At 66.9% G+C, this 17,441-nt stretch carries 15 protein-coding genes and 1 pseudogene; 3 read left to right on the top strand and 13 right to left on the bottom strand.

Annotation, left to right across the window (positions count from 1 at the left end):
- The first annotated feature begins 3 nt into the window (after positions 1 to 3).
- Together ACFU5V_RS09930 and ACFU5V_RS09925 are read left to right on the top strand one after the other, a co-directional pair.
- The gene (locus ACFU5V_RS09930) at positions 4 to 1,554 is read left to right on the top strand and encodes a cation acetate symporter (RefSeq protein WP_378698775.1); all 1,551 of its coding nucleotides are present in this window, start codon (positions 4 to 6) and stop codon (positions 1,552 to 1,554) included.
- On the top strand, positions 1,551 to 2,822 hold the full coding sequence (locus tag ACFU5V_RS09925) for an amidase (protein ID WP_378698773.1): 1,272 nt from the start codon (positions 1,551 to 1,553) through the stop codon (positions 2,820 to 2,822). The genes ACFU5V_RS09930 and ACFU5V_RS09925 overlap by 4 nt, the downstream gene beginning before the upstream one ends.
- A gap of 48 nt (positions 2,823 to 2,870) precedes the next feature.
- On the opposite strand, the gene ACFU5V_RS09920 is transcribed toward ACFU5V_RS09925, so the two are convergent.
- From ACFU5V_RS09920 to ACFU5V_RS09905, 4 genes are all read right to left on the bottom strand, one after another.
- On the bottom strand, positions 2,871 to 3,662 hold the full coding sequence (locus ACFU5V_RS09920; RefSeq protein WP_378698771.1) for an SDR family oxidoreductase: 792 nt from the start codon (positions 3,660 to 3,662) through the stop codon (positions 2,871 to 2,873).
- A 74-nt stretch (positions 3,663 to 3,736) separates the two neighbouring features.
- Complete coding sequence (locus tag ACFU5V_RS09915; RefSeq protein WP_378698769.1) at positions 3,737 to 5,098, bottom strand: MFS transporter; 1,362 nt, start codon at positions 5,096 to 5,098, stop codon at positions 3,737 to 3,739.
- A 38-nt stretch (positions 5,099 to 5,136) separates the two neighbouring features.
- Positions 5,137 to 6,141 (bottom strand): alcohol dehydrogenase catalytic domain-containing protein, encoded by a 1,005-nt coding sequence (locus ACFU5V_RS09910; RefSeq protein ID WP_378698767.1) that lies wholly within the window; start codon positions 6,139 to 6,141, stop codon positions 5,137 to 5,139.
- Between the two features lie 129 nt (positions 6,142 to 6,270).
- A complete protein-coding gene (locus ACFU5V_RS09905; protein ID WP_378698765.1) occupies positions 6,271 to 6,807 on the bottom strand; it encodes a 2,4'-dihydroxyacetophenone dioxygenase family protein in 537 nt (178 codons plus the stop codon).
- 316 nt (positions 6,808 to 7,123) lie between these two features.
- Between ACFU5V_RS09905 and ACFU5V_RS09900 the strand changes: the two genes are divergently transcribed.
- A complete protein-coding gene (locus ACFU5V_RS09900) occupies positions 7,124 to 8,119 on the top strand; it encodes a LacI family DNA-binding transcriptional regulator (protein WP_378699077.1) in 996 nt (331 codons plus the stop codon).
- 76 nt (positions 8,120 to 8,195) lie between these two features.
- Here ACFU5V_RS09900 and ACFU5V_RS09895 read toward each other — a convergent pair.
- The 9 genes and pseudogenes from ACFU5V_RS09895 to ACFU5V_RS09855 form a co-directional block, all read right to left on the bottom strand.
- A pseudogene (locus ACFU5V_RS09895) lies at positions 8,196 to 8,537 on the bottom strand (gamma carbonic anhydrase family protein); the annotation flags it as partial.
- A 182-nt stretch (positions 8,538 to 8,719) separates the two neighbouring features.
- On the bottom strand, positions 8,720 to 9,646 hold the full coding sequence (locus ACFU5V_RS09890) for a 3-keto-5-aminohexanoate cleavage protein (RefSeq protein WP_378698763.1): 927 nt from the start codon (positions 9,644 to 9,646) through the stop codon (positions 8,720 to 8,722).
- A 48-nt stretch (positions 9,647 to 9,694) separates the two neighbouring features.
- On the bottom strand, positions 9,695 to 10,708 hold the full coding sequence (locus tag ACFU5V_RS09885) for a ketopantoate reductase family protein (protein WP_378698761.1): 1,014 nt from the start codon (positions 10,706 to 10,708) through the stop codon (positions 9,695 to 9,697).
- Positions 10,705 to 12,033, bottom strand: coding sequence for an MFS transporter (locus ACFU5V_RS09880; RefSeq protein WP_378698759.1), 1,329 nt, complete (start codon positions 12,031 to 12,033; stop codon positions 10,705 to 10,707). The genes ACFU5V_RS09885 and ACFU5V_RS09880 overlap by 4 nt, the downstream gene beginning before the upstream one ends.
- 148 nt (positions 12,034 to 12,181) lie before the next feature.
- On the bottom strand, positions 12,182 to 13,204 hold the full coding sequence (locus ACFU5V_RS09875) for a LacI family DNA-binding transcriptional regulator (protein WP_378698757.1): 1,023 nt from the start codon (positions 13,202 to 13,204) through the stop codon (positions 12,182 to 12,184).
- Positions 13,205 to 13,235: 31 nt separating this feature from the next.
- A complete protein-coding gene (locus ACFU5V_RS09870) occupies positions 13,236 to 14,207 on the bottom strand; it encodes an IS481 family transposase (protein ID WP_378698755.1) in 972 nt (323 codons plus the stop codon).
- A gap of 155 nt (positions 14,208 to 14,362) precedes the next feature.
- Entirely contained in the window at positions 14,363 to 15,031 is a 669-nt protein-coding gene (locus ACFU5V_RS09865; protein ID WP_378698753.1) for a response regulator, read from the bottom strand.
- Positions 15,024 to 16,226 (bottom strand): MacS family sensor histidine kinase, encoded by a 1,203-nt coding sequence (macS, locus tag ACFU5V_RS09860; protein ID WP_378698751.1) that lies wholly within the window; start codon positions 16,224 to 16,226, stop codon positions 15,024 to 15,026. Before macS ends, ACFU5V_RS09865 begins: the two co-directional genes overlap by 8 nt.
- Positions 16,210 to 17,436, bottom strand: a complete 1,227-nt coding sequence (locus ACFU5V_RS09855; protein WP_378432303.1) for an AI-2E family transporter — start codon at positions 17,434 to 17,436, stop codon at positions 16,210 to 16,212. Before ACFU5V_RS09855 ends, macS begins: the two co-directional genes overlap by 17 nt.
- Positions 17,437 to 17,441 lie beyond the last annotated feature (5 nt).

Here is a 17,441-nt window from a genome sequence, read left to right as displayed (position 1 = left end):
GCCGTGAACCTCGTCTCTGCGTCACTGTTCGCGGCGCTCGTCGCCGTCACCCTGATGATCACCGCGTGGGCGTCCAAGCGGAACAAGTCGGCCGCCGATCACTACGTCGCGGGCGGCGCCCTCACCGGTCGGCAGAACGGTGTCGCGATCGCCGGCGACTTCATCTCTGCCGCCTCGTTTCTCGGCGTCACCGGTGCGATCGCCCTGACCGGTTTCAACGGGTTCTATCTCGCGGTCTTCGTGCCCGTCGCGTTCGTTCTCGCGATGTTGCTGATCGCCGAACCGCTGCGCAACCTCGGCCGCTTCACGCTGGCGGATGTCCTCGCCACCCGCTTCCCCGGCAAGGACGTGCGCTCGATGATGGCGCTCAGCACGGTGGTGATCAGCGTGGTCTACCTCGTGTCGCAACTGGTGGGCGCCGCACTGCTGGTGTCGCTGCTGTTCGACCTCGACTACGCGGTGGCCGTGCTGATCATCGGAACACTCACCACCGCATACACGCTCGTGGGCGGGATGCTCGCCACCAGCTGGATCCAGATCATCAAGACCGGTCTGCTCATGGTGTGTGCCGTCGTGCTGTTCGTCCTCGTGCTGGTGCGCTTCGATTTCAACCCCTTCGGCCCGTTCAGCACCGCGCTCGCCGAATTCGGTCAATCGTTCGTCGCACCGCAGCGCACGTCGGGTGCGGCGTCGTTCGACCAGTTGTCGCAGACCGTCGGGCTCGTTCTCGGCGTGCTCGGCCTGCCGCACGTCATGATCCGATTCCTCACCGTCCCGGACGCGAGGCAGGCGAGAACGTCCGCCTACACGGCGATCTGGATCTTCTTCGCGTTCTACCTCCTCGTTCCCGTTCTCGGGTACGGCGCCGCCAAGCTGGTCGGCGTCGAGGTCATCAAGTCCGAGAACCGCGGCGGCAACCTGGCGGTCGCCCAGCTTGCAGAAACCGTGGGCGGCGGAGTGTTGCTGGCGTTCGTCGCGGCCGTGGCGTTCGTGACCATTCTGGCCGCACTGTCCGGCCTGGTCATCGCGACATCGGGTGCGATCGCACACGATCTGTACGGGCAGGTGATCCGCAACGGTTCGGTGTCGGCGAAGGCTCAGCACCGCGCGGCCCGGGTCGCGACCGTGGCGACCTGCGTCATCGGTGTCGCCATCGCGTTCGCGGCGCAGAAGCAGAACGTCGCGTTCCTCGCGTCGCTGGGAATGTCCATCGCCGCGTGCGCGAACCTGCCTGCGCTGCTGCTGACCATGTACTGGAAGCGCATGACGGCCCGTGCCGTCATCTCCGGCATCGTCGTCGGTCTGGTGCTGTCGATCACCGTCATCCTGCTCAGCCCGGTCGTCCAGGGGCCGGACTCCATCCTCGGATTCTCGAACCCGGCACTCGCCGTGGCGCCCATCTCGCTGGCCGTCTCGATCGTGGTCGCACTGCTGTCGGCGCCGTCCGGGGAGACCAAGGCACGGGCCGACCGCCTCTTCTCGGTGATGCGCACCCGGGCGCTCACCGGACAGACCGAGACGGAGAACGACGACACGATGGCGGCGATGCAATGAAGACGGAACTACGGTCACCACTTCGGGACCTGGTCGAACAGCTGTCGGCGGGTTCGACGACGCCGATCGACGTGGCGGACGCGGCACTCGCGCAGATCGCGGACCTGGATCCGGCGATCCACGCCTGGGCCCACCTCGATCCCGACGCGGTGCGGTCTGCGGCCGCCCGGATCCAATCCAGCGATCCCGGCGGCGTGCTGTGGGGTGTTCCCGTCGGCGTCAAGGATCTGATCGACGTCGCCGGCATGCCGACGCGCTGCGGCAGTGAGCTGCGGAGCGCGGAACCGGCATCGACGGACGCCGACTGTGTGGCGCGTGTGCGTGCACTCGGTGCGCTCCCGGTCGGCAAGACCGTGACCACCGAGTTCGGGTATTTCAAGCCCGGCCCCACCCGCAATCCGCGCGCCGTGGACCACACGCCCGGCGGGTCGTCGAGCGGTTCGGCGGCAGCGGTGGCCGCCGGCATGGTGCCGCTGGCGTTCGGCACGCAGACCGCGGGATCGCTGACCCGGCCGGCGTCGTTCTGCGGAGTCGCGGGTTTCGTCACCGCCCACGGCGAATTCCCGACCGCGGGCATCACCGGATTGAGTCCCCGTCTCGACACGGTGGGGCTGCTGGCACGCACGGTGTCCGATCTGCACTTCGCGTGGACGGCGCTGCGCGACGGCACCCGGGCACCCGCTCTCGAGCCTTCCGCGCCGCGTCGGCTCCGCCTGTGGAGTGGGTTCGAACTCGGCGAGGTGTCCCCGGACATGACGGCGGCGCTCAGGACCACCGCGGGTGCCGCGCAGTCCGCGGGTGTTCGATGCCGTGAGATGGATGCCGCCGCGGCCGTCGTGGCGCTGACGGAACATCACCACACGGTGATGGCGTACGACGCCGCCCGGGAACGCGCCGTCGAGGCGGCGCAGCCCGACGAGATCAGTGCACCCCTCGCCGAATTGTTCACCGCGGGAGCACAGACCACCGAGGCGGAATACCGCGCCGCCCTTGCCGGAATCGCCGAGACCCGGCGGTCGCTGCTCGCGGCTCTGGACGAGGACGAGGCCGTCCTCGGACCCGCCGCACTCGGCGCCGCTCCCCGCGGCCACGACGCGACGGGGACGCCCGTGCTGAGCCGGCCGTGGCAGGCGATGGGCCTGCCCGTGGTCACCATCCCCGGCAAGCGCGACAGCGTGGGCCTACCCCTCGGATTGCAGCTGATCGGGCGCCCCGGCGCCGAGCAGCGCCTGTTCGAGACGGCGGCGTGGCTGGAATCCGTTCTGTGACACCGCCCTCGGGCGGGTTCGCCTTCTATCCGTTGGCACGCGTCGTTGCTATCGGGACAGCCATCCACCGTCGACGGACAGGATGGTGCCGGTGACGTAGGCGGACGCGGCCGAGGCGAGGAAGACGACCGCGCCGGCGAGGTCCTTCGGCTGACCCCACGTGCCGGCGGGAATGCGGCGCAGCATGTTCTCCGCCCGGGCGGGGTCCTCGCGGTGCGCGGCGGTGAATTCGGTCTCCATGTAGCCGGGGGCGATTGCGTTCACCCGGATGCGCTGGGGTGCCCACTCGTTCGCGAGAGCGCGGGTCAGTCCGAGGACGCCGTGCTTGGAGGCGGCGTACGACGGAACCTCCATCCCGCCCTGGAAAGAGTTGATCGAGGCGACATTGATGATGCTGGCGGCATCGTCACCTGCAGCAAGAACCGATTGCGCGAAGGCCTGGCTGAGCAGGAAGGGGGCGGTGAGATTGAGATCGAGCACCGCCGACCAGTCTGCTGCCGAGGTTTCGATCGCCGGGCCGCGCCGGATGATGCCCGCGTTATTGACCAGGATCGTCGGATGCGGGAACTCGGCATCGGCCCAGGAGATCAGCTCGGCCGCGGTTTCAGGTGTCAGATTGCCGAGGTCGGCGGTGCGGGTCGCGCAGTGAACCCCTCGGGCGCGCACCTCCTTGGCGACCTGGTCGAGGTCGCCGATGTCGACGGCGAGGATGTCGGCTCCCGCCTCGGCGAGTGCGATGGCGAGTGCGCGGCCGAGGCCGCGGGATGCACCGGTGACGAGGGCGGCATTTCCGTCCAGCCGGAACAGATCCATAACCGTGGTGTGGACGGGTGTGTTCATGGGAGAGGCTCTTTCGGAGGTGGGGACCGGTCTGGCGTGCGGGGTGAGAACCGCACACCGGCCCGGCGGCTTCGTCAGTTTCGGGTGGCCTCGTCGAGGACCCGGTCGTGTTCGAGGGAAGTGCGGGCGGTTTCCTTGGCGGCGATCACGGCGATGATGGTGATTACCGCAAGTACGGCGAGGTAGATGCTCACCGCGACGGTGTTCTTCTCCTCGACGGTGCCGAGCAGTGCGACCGCGATGACGGGGGCGAGGCCGCCGGCGAACACCGAGGCGAGCTGGTAGCCGAGGGAGGCGCCGCTGTAGCGGACGCTGGTACCGAACAGTTCGGAGAACATCGCCGCCTGCGGCGCGTACATCAGGGTTGTGAAGATCAGCCCGATGAAGATCGCCCCCGCGATGACGGCGTGGTTTCCGGTGTCGATGAGGGGGAAGAACACGAAGCCCCAGATACCGGCACCGACCGCGCCGGTGAAGTACAGCGGTCGCCGGCCGACGCGGTCGGACAGGGCGCCGATGACCGGGGTGAGGAAGAACTGCGCGACGGAGGCGATCAGGACACCCGCGATGGCGGCGCTCTTGGGCATGTCCAGGTAGGTGACCATGTAGGTCATCACCACGACCGTGAAGATGTAGTACGAGGTGTTCTCCACCAACCGCAGCCCCATCGCGATGAGCACTTCGCGGGGGTACTTGCGCAGGACCTCGATGATCGGTGCGTGCTCCGCCTTGTGGTTCTCGAGGGCCTTCTTGTTGGCGGCGAAGACCGGGGATTCCTCGATGCTCAGCCGGATCCACAGACCGATCAGAACCAGTACGGCGCTGAGCAGGAAGGGAATACGCCAGCCCCAGGAATCGAAGGCATCGTCGCTCTGGAACAGTGCCAGCACCCACAGCACCACCGCGGACAGGAGGTTGCCGAGGGGTACACCGGCCTGGGTCCACGACGTCCAGAATCCGCGGCGGTCGTTGTCACCGTGTTCGGCGGCCATCAGGACTGCTCCGCCCCATTCGCCACCGACGGCGAAGCCCTGCAGCAGTCGGCAGCCGATCAACAGCAGCGGTGCGGCCATACCGATACTCGCGAAGGTCGGCAGCAGGCCGATGGCGAAGGTCGCGGCGCCCATCATGAGCAGGCTGACGACCAGCATCTTCTTGCGACCGAGTTTGTCACCGTAGTGGCCGAAGACGATCCCGCCGAGCGGGCGGGCGAAGAAGCCCACCGCGAACGTGGCGAACGCCAGCAGGGTGGCGGTGGCCGGTTCGCTGTCGGGGAAGAACAGTGGTCCGAAGACCAGCGCAGCGGCCGAGCCGTAGAGGAAGAAGTCGTACCATTCGACGGCCGTGCCGATCATGCTGGCGAAGGCGACTTTGACGATCGAGGTGCGCCCGGCCGCGTGGGTAGCGGGTTCGGCGGCAACGTCGGGTGTGGACATGACGTGTCCTTTCGGGACAGGGGTGGGGTCCGGTGTGGTCATGGGACGAGCACGACCTTCATGTCGTGACCGGCCGCGGCGCGTTCGAGCGCCGAAGCCGCATCAGTGAGCGAAATTTCGGTGACCAACCGTGGCCACGGCGTCGGGTCGGCGGCCATCGCGTCGGCAGCGGCACGGTAGTCGACCTTGGTCGATCCGTAGCTGCCCTGCAGACGAATCTCCTTGCGGGTGACGGCGTTGAAGTCGACTGGTCCGGTGCGGGCGAACAGACCGACGACGGAGATCGGGCTGCCGGGCAGGACCGCGGCGATTGCGGCATCGAGCGCAGCCGTCGAACCGGAGGCGTCGACCCAGGCGGTGGGGATGAACGGCAGCTCGTCCCGGCCGGCGATCACGGTCCGCAGACCGAGCACGCGGGCCAGCGGCAATCGCACGTTCTCATCGTTGCCGACCCCGGAGAGCACGACATCGTGGCCGCGCTGAGCGAGAACGAGGGCGGCCATCGTGCCGATCGGACCGGGCCCGGACACCACCACCTGAGTGGGGCCCACGGCTGCGTTCTCGATGTGCGCGATCGCGCGGCAGGCGACCGACAGCGGTTCGGTCAGCGCCAAGGTCGACGCCGGCAGATGTGGGTCGACCTCGACCAGGCGGACCTCGGGGACGACGAACGATTCGGAGGCCGCGCCGTCGAAAGACAGCCCGAGCACGGTGCGCCGGGAGCAGATCTGCCGGAAGCCGCGCTCGCACAGATCACACGCTCCGCAGCCGTCGATCGCAACGGGGACAACGCGTTTGCCAAGCCAGTCCGGGTCGACACCCTCGCCGAGGGCTTCGACGTATCCGACCGCCTCATGTCCCAGAACCACCGGGGGACGGATCCATTCGTAGCCGCTGTCGTGCCGCCAGGCGTGCACGTCGCTGCCGCACAGCCCGCATGCCTCGGTGCGAACCCGCACCTGCCCCGGGCCCGGTTCGGGCTTGGGCAGATCCTGCACCCGAACGTCGTGAGGGGTGGCACTTCTCTTGGTTAGAGCTCGCATGGGAATCTGCTCACTTTCGCCCGCGGCCGGGATCAGGGATGAAAGGGTTTGGGGCGCCTGCGGACACCGCGCACAGTGCCGGGGACACTCCGTGTAGCTGCGCCATGTCAGGCGGTGTCCGAGGCGGAATCAGCGGATGAAGCGGTCGACGTAGTCGGCGCCGAGACCGATCTTCTCGTAGTGCGCGCGGGCCTTGTCGATCTTGCTGAACACATCCTCGATGCCGACGGTGTTGCCGTCCACGTCGACATAGATGTACGCACCGCTCACGTGGAACAGGGTCGCCATCTCGGTCACGTCTTCCGGGACCTCGAGGGTGTGGATGTCGCCGGGCGGCTCGAATGCGTAGGTGCCCTCTTCTGCCCACCAGTCGTACTCGAGGTAGTGCCAGCGGCCCCGCAGGGTGAAGGCGTGCACCGCCCCGGCGTGCCGGTGCCGAGACAGAATCCCCGAGCGGCGCACCCGCAGAATGTTCACGAAATAGCCCTGACTCGCCGACAACACCAGCGGCCGGAACTCGACATCCTGAGACTGCGGAACCCACAGCCGCTCGTCACAGTCCAGATCCAGCGCACCCGGAACGATCAGATCGTCACTCATCCCGTACGGCTTCGGACCCGTGTAGGGCACAGCCTCTTCGTTCGTCATGTCAACGGTGGAACTCACGATGCTCTCCTTTCGCTTAATCGCATAAGTTACCGTACATCGTTGTGTTCCGGCACACAAGCATGGATGTTCATCGAGGATTCTGACGCTTCCATCTGGGGATATACCACCAGGTTGAGCAGGTGACATCCTTCTTAAGCGGTCAGCGACGCGGTGATCGAAAACTTAAACGAATCAGCATACGGTTCGAGCAGGCAAGTTCGAGTGCCCTATCACTGAAGGCATCACTTAACCGCGTAAGCTGGCGCACATGATCGACACACCTCCACCTCGCGGCCCGGGTCGGTCCAACGGTGGGCGCTCCCGTCGCGTGACCATGAGCGATGTCGCCCGCAAGGCGGGGGTGTCGGCCGCCGCGGTCTCCTACGCGCTCAGCGGGGCTCCCGGCGTCAGCGAGGAGCGGCGCCAACGGATCCTCGCCATCGCCGAGGAAATGGGGTTTCGACCCAGCAGGATCGCCCGGGACCTGCGCTCGGGAACCACGAAAGCGATCGGGTTGCTCCTGGCCGACATCGCCAACCCGTTCTATACCGAGGTCGCCGGTGGTGTGGTCGCGGCCGCCGCCGAAGAAGGCTACGAGGTGTTCGTCTCCCACGTCGGCGTGGACGGTTCGCGGCAATCGGACGTCGCGTTCGCGCAGGTCGACCGGAACTGCAGCGGACTGATCTTCACCTCGCTCGTCGCCGCCGACAAACCCCTCCTCGACAAGCTCCGCCACGAGAGCATCCCCGTCGTGCAGCTCTACCGCCAGATCGAAGACGAGCCCTCGGACTGGGTGGGCATAGACGACTACTCAGCTTCGTTCGAAATGGCGTCCCACGTCATCGCCACCGGGCGTCGCAAGGTCGCCGTCCTCGGCGGCCCGGACACCTCGAGCGTGTCGGTCAACCGCATGAACGGATATCGTGACGCCCTGGCCAAAGCCGGTCTGTGTGCGGTCAACGAACCCGACGTCTGGGGCGAGTTGACTCGCACGGCCGGTGCATTACGTGCCCGATCACTCTTCGCCGAATATCCGGAGGTAGACGCCGTCGTGTGCGGTAACGACATGATCGCGCTCGGAGTCCTCGATGTCTCCCGGGAAATCGGCAAGCGCGTGCCGGAAGATCTGGCCCTGACGGGGTTCGACGACATGAGCTTTTCCAGCGCCGGACCTCTCCAGTTGAGTACCGTGACCGTGCCACGGGATCTGATGGGTCAACGGGCCGCCCGCATGCTTCTCCAACGTCTCGCCGGCGACAAGGGCCCCGCACGCAAAGAGTTACTGCCGTACGGGATTCAGGTGCGAGAGACTACCGCTCGACGCGGATAGCGCGCGTTGAGCGCCCCGTCCTCGATTCGCGTATGCCCCCCGTGGCGTGGGCGGACTCATCGTTCCGATTCCAGGTTCACGGTGATACCGGGCGAAGGTGATGATCTGTGCCTGTTGCGGCCGCGTGCCGTGCACCAGCCTGCTCGTAGGTTCGTGCGTTGGTGCGGATGACGGCCAGTTCCGGTGTTGTGAGGGCGCGCCGAACCTTTCCGGGCATGCCGGTGACGAGTGTCCTGGGCGGAATCTGTATTCCCTCTGAGATCAGTGCGTTCGCGGTGATCACGGTGCCCGCCCCGATGCGGGCACCGTTCATCACCGTTGCACCCATTCCGACCAGAACGTCGTCGACGATCGTGCAGCCGTGCAGGATCTCGTTGTGCCCCGCAGATACCCCTGCGCCGATGACCAGCGGAAATCCGCGCTCGGTGCGATCTATACGTCATCGGCGATGTCCTGGTCGCGCGGGGACAAGGAAATCTTCACCGCTGCGCCACCTTTGCAGCGTGCGGACGAGGATCCGTTGCCGTGGATGACAGCGCGAGCGTGATGTCCATCGGTCTCCTCGGAGGGCGCGTCGGACGAGACTGTGAGGCGTGGGAATCAGAACGCCACTGCGGACGAGCCTTTGAGACCCAGGTGCACACGCGCCTCGTCCGGTGTCGCGGGGGTGCGGTCGAACATCGCGGCCAGGTCTGCCACCTTCGACACCAATTGCGCGTTGGAGGTGGCCTGCTCGCGCTTGCTCACGCGAAGGTTGTCCTCGAGCCCCACACGGACGTTGCCGCCGAGCATCAGCGACAGCGCGGCAAGGTTGAACTCACCGCGGTAGCCCACTCCGGCGGCGGACCAGGTGAACGAGTCCTTGCCGAGAACCCGCTCGGCGGTGCGCAGCATGTGGATGAGCTGGTCGGGTTCGGCAGCATTGGCGCCGAGTACCCCGAGCACGAACTGCAGGTTGAACGGCGCCTCCAGCACGCCGTCCTTGACGAGCTGTTCGAGGTTGTAGATCTGCCCGACGTCGTAGACCTCGATCTCCGGCCGGGTGTCGGACTCGCGCATTTGCTGCGCCATGTAGGTCATGTCCTCGAAGGTGTTCTTGAAGATGTAGTCGGTGGTGCCCTCGAGGTAGTCGCGTTCCCAGTCGGCGAACGGCAGGTCGCGGGAGGCAACGGGGAAGAGACCGAAGTTGAAGCTGCCGGCGTTGAAGGTGGCCATCTCGGGGCGGAACTTCAGGACCGAGGCACGCTCTTGGACGGTCATGCCGCGCCCGCCGCCGGTGGTGGGCTGGAGGACGGCGTCGGTGTGTTTCCGCAACTCGGACAGGGCACGTTCGAACAGGTCGAGGTCGGCGACGGGGCGCCCGGTCTCCTCCTCGCGCACGTGCACGTGCAGGACGGAGGCGCCGGCCTCGGCGGCCTTCACACCCTCCGCGACGATCTGGTCGACGGTGATCGGGATGGCCTTGCTCTGGGCGGGGACGGTCATGCCGCCGGTGAGTGCGCAGGTGATGATGACTTTGTCGTTCATGGTTTTTCGACTCCTGAATGGGGACTTGACAGGGATTCGGCGGTTTGGTCAGGCGGGAACTGTGGCGAGTGCCATCAGGGTGTCGCGGCCGGGCTTGCGGAGGCCGCGTTCACACTCGTGCACGAGCTCGACGACGCGGACGTTCAGCGGGCTGGGAACACCGGCGGACACGGCGGTCGAGGCGACGCCGCCGTTGATGACATCGACCTCGGTGACCGCACCGCGTTCGAGGTCTTGGAGCATCGATGCCTTGGTCGCCCCGAGTCGGTTCATCAAGATGGCGAGTGCGGCATCGGCGCGGCTCGAGTCGTCGGCGGATCGGACCACGAGCTGATCGGGCCGGACGCCGACGATCTCGTCGAGTTGGATGCCGATTGCGGTTGCGACGTCGTACGCTTCGGTCCAGAGCCGGTACGCGATTTCTCGCCCGAGCGGATCCGAGACGACATCGCGGTAGAGCAGTCCAGTGACCGCGCCGAGTCCGGAGAAGGTGCTGTTGAGGAGCAGCTTCGACCAGATCTGCCCGACGATGCCTTCGGAGATGTTCACCTCGGCGGCGGCGGCGAGGATGCGGGCCAGCCGCTCGATGCGGTCGGTCCGGCGGCCGTCGACCTCTCCGACGACGAACGGTGCGACGGTGGTCTGGGCGAGGTGGCCGGGGCCGAGGTTCGTTGCACCCCACTCGGTGATGCCGATGACCAATCGGTCGGCACCGACGATACTCTCGACATTGTTCTGCACCAGACCATTTCCGAGCGAGACGTAGGTGCCCACCAGATCGCCGAGGACGAGCGGGGTCAGTGCTACCTCGAGATAGGGCGCCTTGAGCGTGACGAGCGCGTAGTCGAACCGCCCCTCCAGGTCGTCGGCCGAGTCGACCGCATTGATCGTGACATGCGAGGTGGCGCCGAGTTCATCGAACTGCAGACCGGGTGAGTTCATCAGCCTGACGTGTTCGGTGTTGGCGTCGAGGACGACGACGTCGTGGCCGGCACGGGCGAGATGGGCGGCGGTGACTCCGCCAATGGCCCCCGCGCCGACGATGAGGATGCGCTGATTCATGCCTTTACCTGGCTTTCCTTCTTCTTGCCGTTCATCTGTGGGTCCTGGATCTGGAGGGTGAGGCTGACCGCTGCACCGACAGCGACGAGGGCGATGACGAACCACAGTCCTGCAGACGGGTTGTCGGTCGCTGTTTCGATGAGTCCCATCGCGAACGGGCCGACGAAGCCACCGAGGATGCCGAGGGTGTTGACCAGCGCCAATCCGCCCGCCAATGCGGCTCCGGCGAGGCGGGCCGCGGGAACGGCGAAGAGTATCGACTGGACGACGAAGAAGGTAGCGGCCGCGATGCAGAACCCGACGAGAGCCAGTGCCGGGCCCGCGACGGCACCGATCGTGAAACCGACGACCATGGAGGTCATTCCGCCGAAGAGGATCTTGCGGGACCGGCGGCCGTTGGTGGCATACCGCGGCAGGACCAGGGTGCCGATCGCTGCCGCCACCCACGGCAGGGCGGTGAGCAACCCGATGGTCAGGTCCGACATCTCCCCCCACTCGCCGATGATGCTGGGCAGGAAATAGGTGAGGCTGTAGACCGCGATCTGATGGGTGAAGTACACGGCGATGACCAACAGAATCTGCTTGTCCTTGAACACCCCGGCAAACGAATGGGTGCCGGACGCGTCGGCGCCCTCCTGTTGTTCCTTGGCCAGACGGGCCGTGAGGTCGCGGGCCTGCTTCGGGTCGAGCCACTTCGCGTCGAGCGGGCCGTTGGGCAGGTATTTGAACACCACGACAGCGAGGATCACTGCCGGGATTCCCTCGAGGACGAACATCCACTGCCAGCCGTGCCAGCCGAACAGCCCGTCCAATCCCAGCAGTGCGCCGCCGATGGGCGCTCCCAGGATGTTCGCCAGGCAGACGGCGACCAGGAACGACCCGTTCGCGCGAGCGCGTTGTTCACGACCGAACCAGAAGGTGAGGTAGAGCATAACTCCGGGGAACAGACCGGCCTCTGCTGCACCGAGCAGTACTCGCAGAATGTAGAAGGAGATGGGTCCTTCGACGAATGCCATCGCCGCCGAGAGGAGTCCCCAGGTGACCATGATCCGAGTGATCCACATCCGCGCGCCGACCCGGTACATGATGAGATTGCTCGGCACCTCGCACAGCGAATACGCGAGGAAGAACAGTCCCGCACCCAAACCGTATGCGGCGGCGGAGATTCCCAGATCGGCTTCTAGATGATGCTTCGCCAGGCCGATGTTGGTGCGATCGATGAACGCGATGATGTACGCGGCGATCAGCAACGGCATGAGCTTGCGGAAGATGAGCTTGTTCAGCTCTTCACCGGGCGGCGCGGAGGCCGTGTGGTTTTCAGACATGGCAATGCCTTCTCAGGGTGTCGAGAGGTGGTCCCGTGAGCGGAGCGCTCCGGAGAATCGGTCGGGATGACGTCCGGATGATGAGAGGAACGACAGTCCGGGTCGGAATGAAATTGGTTCTGGCGCGGTGGTGAAAGCGCGCCGGCCGCTACGGGGCGGCGGTGGAATCCTTTCGTGGGCATCCGCAGGTGGTGCCGATGCGGAGTTGGTGGGCGCGGAGAACTGCCTGGTACGAGCCGCCGGCACCGTCGATGCGGCGGGTGAGCAGCTCGAGGGCCTGTTCGGCCATCTCACGGCGTGGTTGATTGACGGTGGTCAATTCGACCAGTGGAGACGCGCCGGGGAAGAGGCCGTCGAAACCGGTGACGGCGACATCGCCGGGGACGGTGATCGATTGCGCGCGCAGTGCACTGATCGCGCCGAGTGCAATCGCGTCGCTGCCGCAGACGATCACCCGCGGGAGAGCCTTGCGCGCAAGGAGCTCGTCGACCGCCACATACCCACCGTGCTCACTGAGATAGGTGCTGATCCGGTGCGAGGCGATACTGCGAATGCCACGAGCTTCGGCCGTACGGATAAATCCTTCCTCCCGGGCCGCGGACGCGCTCGAGGTGCGCGGCCCCACAATCGTGACGATGTCCTGATATCCATGCTCGACAACGTGTTCCATCATCTCTGATGCCGCGGCCCGGTCGTCGATACCGACGAAGTCGGCGTCGACCCGTTCGATGCGCCGGGACAGCTGGACCAGCGGGATGCGGGCGCTGCGCAGCGACCGCACGACGTCGCCGTCGTCCGGGTGCAGGACGGTGACCACGACGCCGTCGACGTGCCGGGCGATCATCGCGTCTACGACGGACCGTAGCGTGTCGGGATCTTCCTGCGTGTGAGCGAGAAATACCTCGTATCCGCGGGCTCGGGCGGCGTCGATCGTTCCCGCCGCGATCTCGGTGTAGAACGGATTGGCGATATCGGTCAGGACGAGGCCGATGACCCGGGACTGATGTGAACGGAGACGGTTCGCCCGGGCACTCGAGGTGTGCCCGAGCTCCTCCGCGGCCTCGAGAACCCGCGCCCGAGTCTCCTCCGACACCCCCGATCGCCCGTTCATCACGTAGGAGACGGTGGCCGGAGACACGCCGACCGCGCGCGCGACAGCGGCCGCGGACACCCGAGGGGGTCGCTGCCTACCGTTGCGCGCACTAGCTGTAATTCCTGGGGACGTTGTGAACGCCGACGCGGTCGATGGGTGAGTTGCCGCCGATCCCGGTATGGGGTCGGTGGTGATTGTAGTCATGCAGCCAGGCTTCGTAGGTCGATGAGCGGGCCTCGTCGCTGAGGTAGGTCTCTGCATACGCCCACTCCGCGGCGAGGGTCCGGTTGAACCGTTCGACTTTGCCGTTGGTCTGGGGCCGGTACGGCCGGGTTCGCTTGTGCGCAATGTCCGGGCCGAGAGCATCAGCGAAAGCTTTTGAACGGTAACAGGATCCATTGTCGGTCAACACCCGTGTGACGGTGATGTGGTGGGCCGCGAAGAAGTCGTTCGCTCGGGACCAGAACCCGGAAGCGGTCTCCTTCCTCTCATCGCACAGAATTTCCGAGTACACGAGCCGCGAATGATCGTCGACGGCGTGATGCAGATACGAGTAACCCACTCCGGAGCGGTTGCGACGTCCGGCGGCGCGGCCGAGTTTGCGGTGGCCACCGCCATCGGGGATGCGGCCGAGCTTCTTGATGTCGACGTGGACCAGGTCGCCCGGTGCGTCGTGCTCGTAGCGGTGCGCCGGCGGCCGGCGGACCGGCAGACCGGTGGCCTGGTCGAGGTGAGCCAGCTTCGGCATCCGGTATCGGCGCAGGACCGCTTCGACGGTCGAGCGGGCCACGCGCAGGTGGTGGGCGATGCGGTGTGGTCCCCAGCGGCGGGTGAATCGCACCTTGATGATCCGTCGTTCGGTGTGGGTCGGGGTCTGGTGCGGGCAGTGACGTGGTCGACTCGAGTGATCGTCCATTGCGGCCTCGCCGCCGTCGCGGTAGCGGTCGACCCACTTCTTGACCGTCGCTGGCGAGCACTGGAACCGCTCCGCTACCCGGCGTAGCGACCAGCCGTCTTCGAGGACCAGTCGCGCGAGTGCGGAACGTCCCCGTGGAGTCAGGAAGGCATTACGGTGTGTCATGAGGGCCTCTCGGTAGCGGCGTGTGTGTGGTAACCACACCGATACCGGAGGTCCTCACCTATTCCTGTTCGCCACGCCGTTCACAACCTGCCTGGGAACTACAGCTAGCGCCCGTGAGTACTTGTTAACCGCCGGACGTTGACAAGTACTCACGGCTACTCGAGGCCCTGCTCGATGGCGTACCTGGTCAGCTCGACGCGGTTCGCCAACTGCAGCTTGCGGAGGGTGGCCTGGACGTGGTTCTCCACGGTGCGGTGACTCAGCGACAGCTTGGTCGCGATCTGCTTGGCGCTGAGCCCTTTCGCGACGAACCGCAGCACCTCCGTCTCCCGCTCCGTCAGTTTGGGGACGGCGGGGCCCTGCTCGTCGGCGGGTGCACTCGACATTCGGCGGTACTCCCCCAGCACGAGTCCCGCAAGCCCCGGCGTGAACACCGCCTGCCCGGCCGCAGTGGCCCGCACCGCGTCCAGCAGTTCCTCCACGGACGCACTCTTCACGAGGTACCCGGACGCGCCGGCCTTGACGGCGTCGAGGACGTCGTCACGCTCCGACGAGGCCGACAGCACCAGCACCCGGCTGTCCGGCGACACGTCCAGGACGGCGGCGGTGGCCGCGGCCCCGTTGCCGTCCGGCAGTTGCATGTCCATGAGGACGACGTCGGGACGGGTCGCCGCCGCCCGCCGTCCCGCGGCCGCGACGCCGTCCGCGGTGGCGACCACGGTGAACCCGGCGCCGTCGAGGTCGCGGGCCACGGCGTCCCGCCACATCGGGTGGTCGTCGACGACCATCACGGTGATGTGTTCGCCGGTCTCCGGGTCACCCATGTGTTTCGTCTCCCTTCGGCACGCGGATCTCCCATTCGGTGCCCTGGCCGGGTTCGGTGTCGAGTTCGGCGGTGCCGCCGAGCGCGCCGACGCGGCCCAGAATGGATTTCGATACTCCCATGCGCCCCTCGGCCTCCGCTTCGGCCAGCCGTCCCGGGGCGATGCCGGTGCCGTCGTCGCGGATGCTGACGATCACCTCGGCACCCAGATCCTCCAGCAAGACGTATGCCCGGGCGCCGGTCCCCGCGTGCAGCGCGACGTTGGACAGTGCCGTGTCGACGATCGCGACGAGTTCGGTCGCCCGCCCGCGCTCGATCGTCACCGGGTCGGCGGGGGTCGAGACGGACACCGTGGTGCTCGCCCGCGTGCCCAGCAGCAGTCGCACGTCGACCGCGCTCCCACCCAGATCCGACGCGACACCGGCGCCCTGCTCGGAGATGAGCATCCGCAGCGCCACCTCCTGCTCTCCGGCAAGTTCCGCGAGTTCGGCTGCGGGCCCACCGATCTCGTTGCCCCTGCGGCGCACCAGCGCGAGCACCTGCAGGACGCCGTCGTGCACCTCGCGGGCGAGTCGTTCCCGCTCCTCGGTGGCGGCGGCCAACCGCACAGCCTGCTCCAGCTGGGCCTGCGCGCGCCTCGCGGTGGTGGTGGCGAGCCCGAGCGCCAACCCCACCGACACCAGGACGGGTGCCGTCGCGTCCTTCCACAGGTCGAGGTTGACCTGGTCACGCACCACCGCACTCACGGTCGCCATGAGCACCCCGGACGCCATGCCGAGCCACGGCCCGCCGAAGACGGCGGCGGAGATCACCGCGTTGGTGACCCACAGCGTCGTCGGCAGCGTCTGATGGTGGCTGTACCACTCGTGATCGGAGACGACGCGCGTCGACGCCATCAGCGCGATGGCGATCACCTGGTCGGCGATCACTACCTGGTAGCGCGGGACGTTCCCGTGGGACAGCAGGACCGCCGACAGTCCCGACCACACCGCCATCAGGGCGACGAAGAACCAGCTCAGCCGCTGATGCGTGTAGTACTGCACCGACACGACCTGGTAGCTGATCGCGTACACCAGTGTGACGAGGCGGAACGCCTGCGCCGCACGCCACAGCGGGGCGTCCGGGTGGGTGTCGAGTTCGGCCGCGGCTCGCGGCCGGTAGTGCAGGCGGGTGCGGTGTTCACTCTCGTCGGTCATGGGTCTGCGCCGGGTTCTCCGAGTGTGGGTCGTGGTGCGGTGGTGGGTCGGCTGCGGCCGGGTAGAGCGGGACGGCCGGGTCGTCGACCTCGAGTGCGTCGTAGGTGGCGTCGGGGTCCGGGGACAGCAGTGAGCGCACCGCCGTGTTCAGCAGCGCGACGATCGGCACCGCCAGCAGACCGCCGACGATCCCGGCGAGGACGATGCCGGTGGTGATGGCCAGCACCACCGCGAGCGGGTGCAACCGGACCGCGCGGCCGAGCAGCAGCGGTTGCAGCACGTGGGCCTCGAGTTGCATCACCCCGATGATGATGCCGAGCACGATCAGCGCCGTGAGGAATCCCTTGGTGACCAGAGCCACGAGTACTGCGAGGAAGCCGGTGAGGAATGCGCCGACGATCGGGATGAACGCGCCGATGAACACGAGCGACGCCAGCGGCAGCGCGAGTGGAACCCCGAGGATCGCGAGTCCCGCCCCGATCCCGATGGCGTCCGCGGCGGCCACCGCCACCGTGGCCCGGACGTACCCGATCAGCGAGCCGAACCCCTGACTTCCCGCGAGCCGGACCCGCCGCCGGGACGCGGACGGGACGAGGCGGGTGACGAACTCCCAGATCTGGGAGCCGCCGTAGAGGAAGAAGATGAGGGTGAACAGGGTCAGCAGAGCGCCGGTGAAGATCTCGCCGACGACCGTGGCGGTGGTCAGTGCGCCACTCGTCAGCTGCTGCCGGTTCTCCTGGATCGACTTGACCACCGAATCGCCGGCCTGCCGGATCTGGTCCTCGCTGAAGTGGAACGGGCCGTTCGTGAGCCACCCTTGGATCTGTGTGATGCTCGCCTCGAATTGTTCGGTGAGGCCGGGGAGACCTTCGATGAACTGCTCGACGACGAACGTCATGATCCCGGCGACGATGCCGATCGAACCGATGAGGACGACCAGGACGGCAGCCGACCGCGGCACCCCCTTGCCCTGCAGCCAGTCGACGAGGGGCACCAGCAGCGCCGACGCCAGGAGCGCCAGGCCCACCGGGATGAGGACGGTGTCGAGCCTGGTCACGATGTATCCGAGGGTCAGCAGACCGGCGAAGATGACGAGGAGCCGCCACGTCCACTCGGCCGCCACCCGCACCACCGGGTGCACCGACGCCGAAGGGTGACCCCCGCCCTGTGTTACCGCGGCAGTGTCCGAGCGTTGCTCGTTCGCGTTCACCTGCG

The sequence above is a fragment of the Rhodococcus sp. NPDC057529 genome, from assembly GCF_042802055.1.
In the GTDB taxonomy this organism is placed as follows: Bacteria; Actinomycetota; Actinomycetes; order Mycobacteriales; family Mycobacteriaceae; genus Rhodococcus_F.
This window is presented reverse-complemented; position numbering and strand designations above follow the sequence as displayed.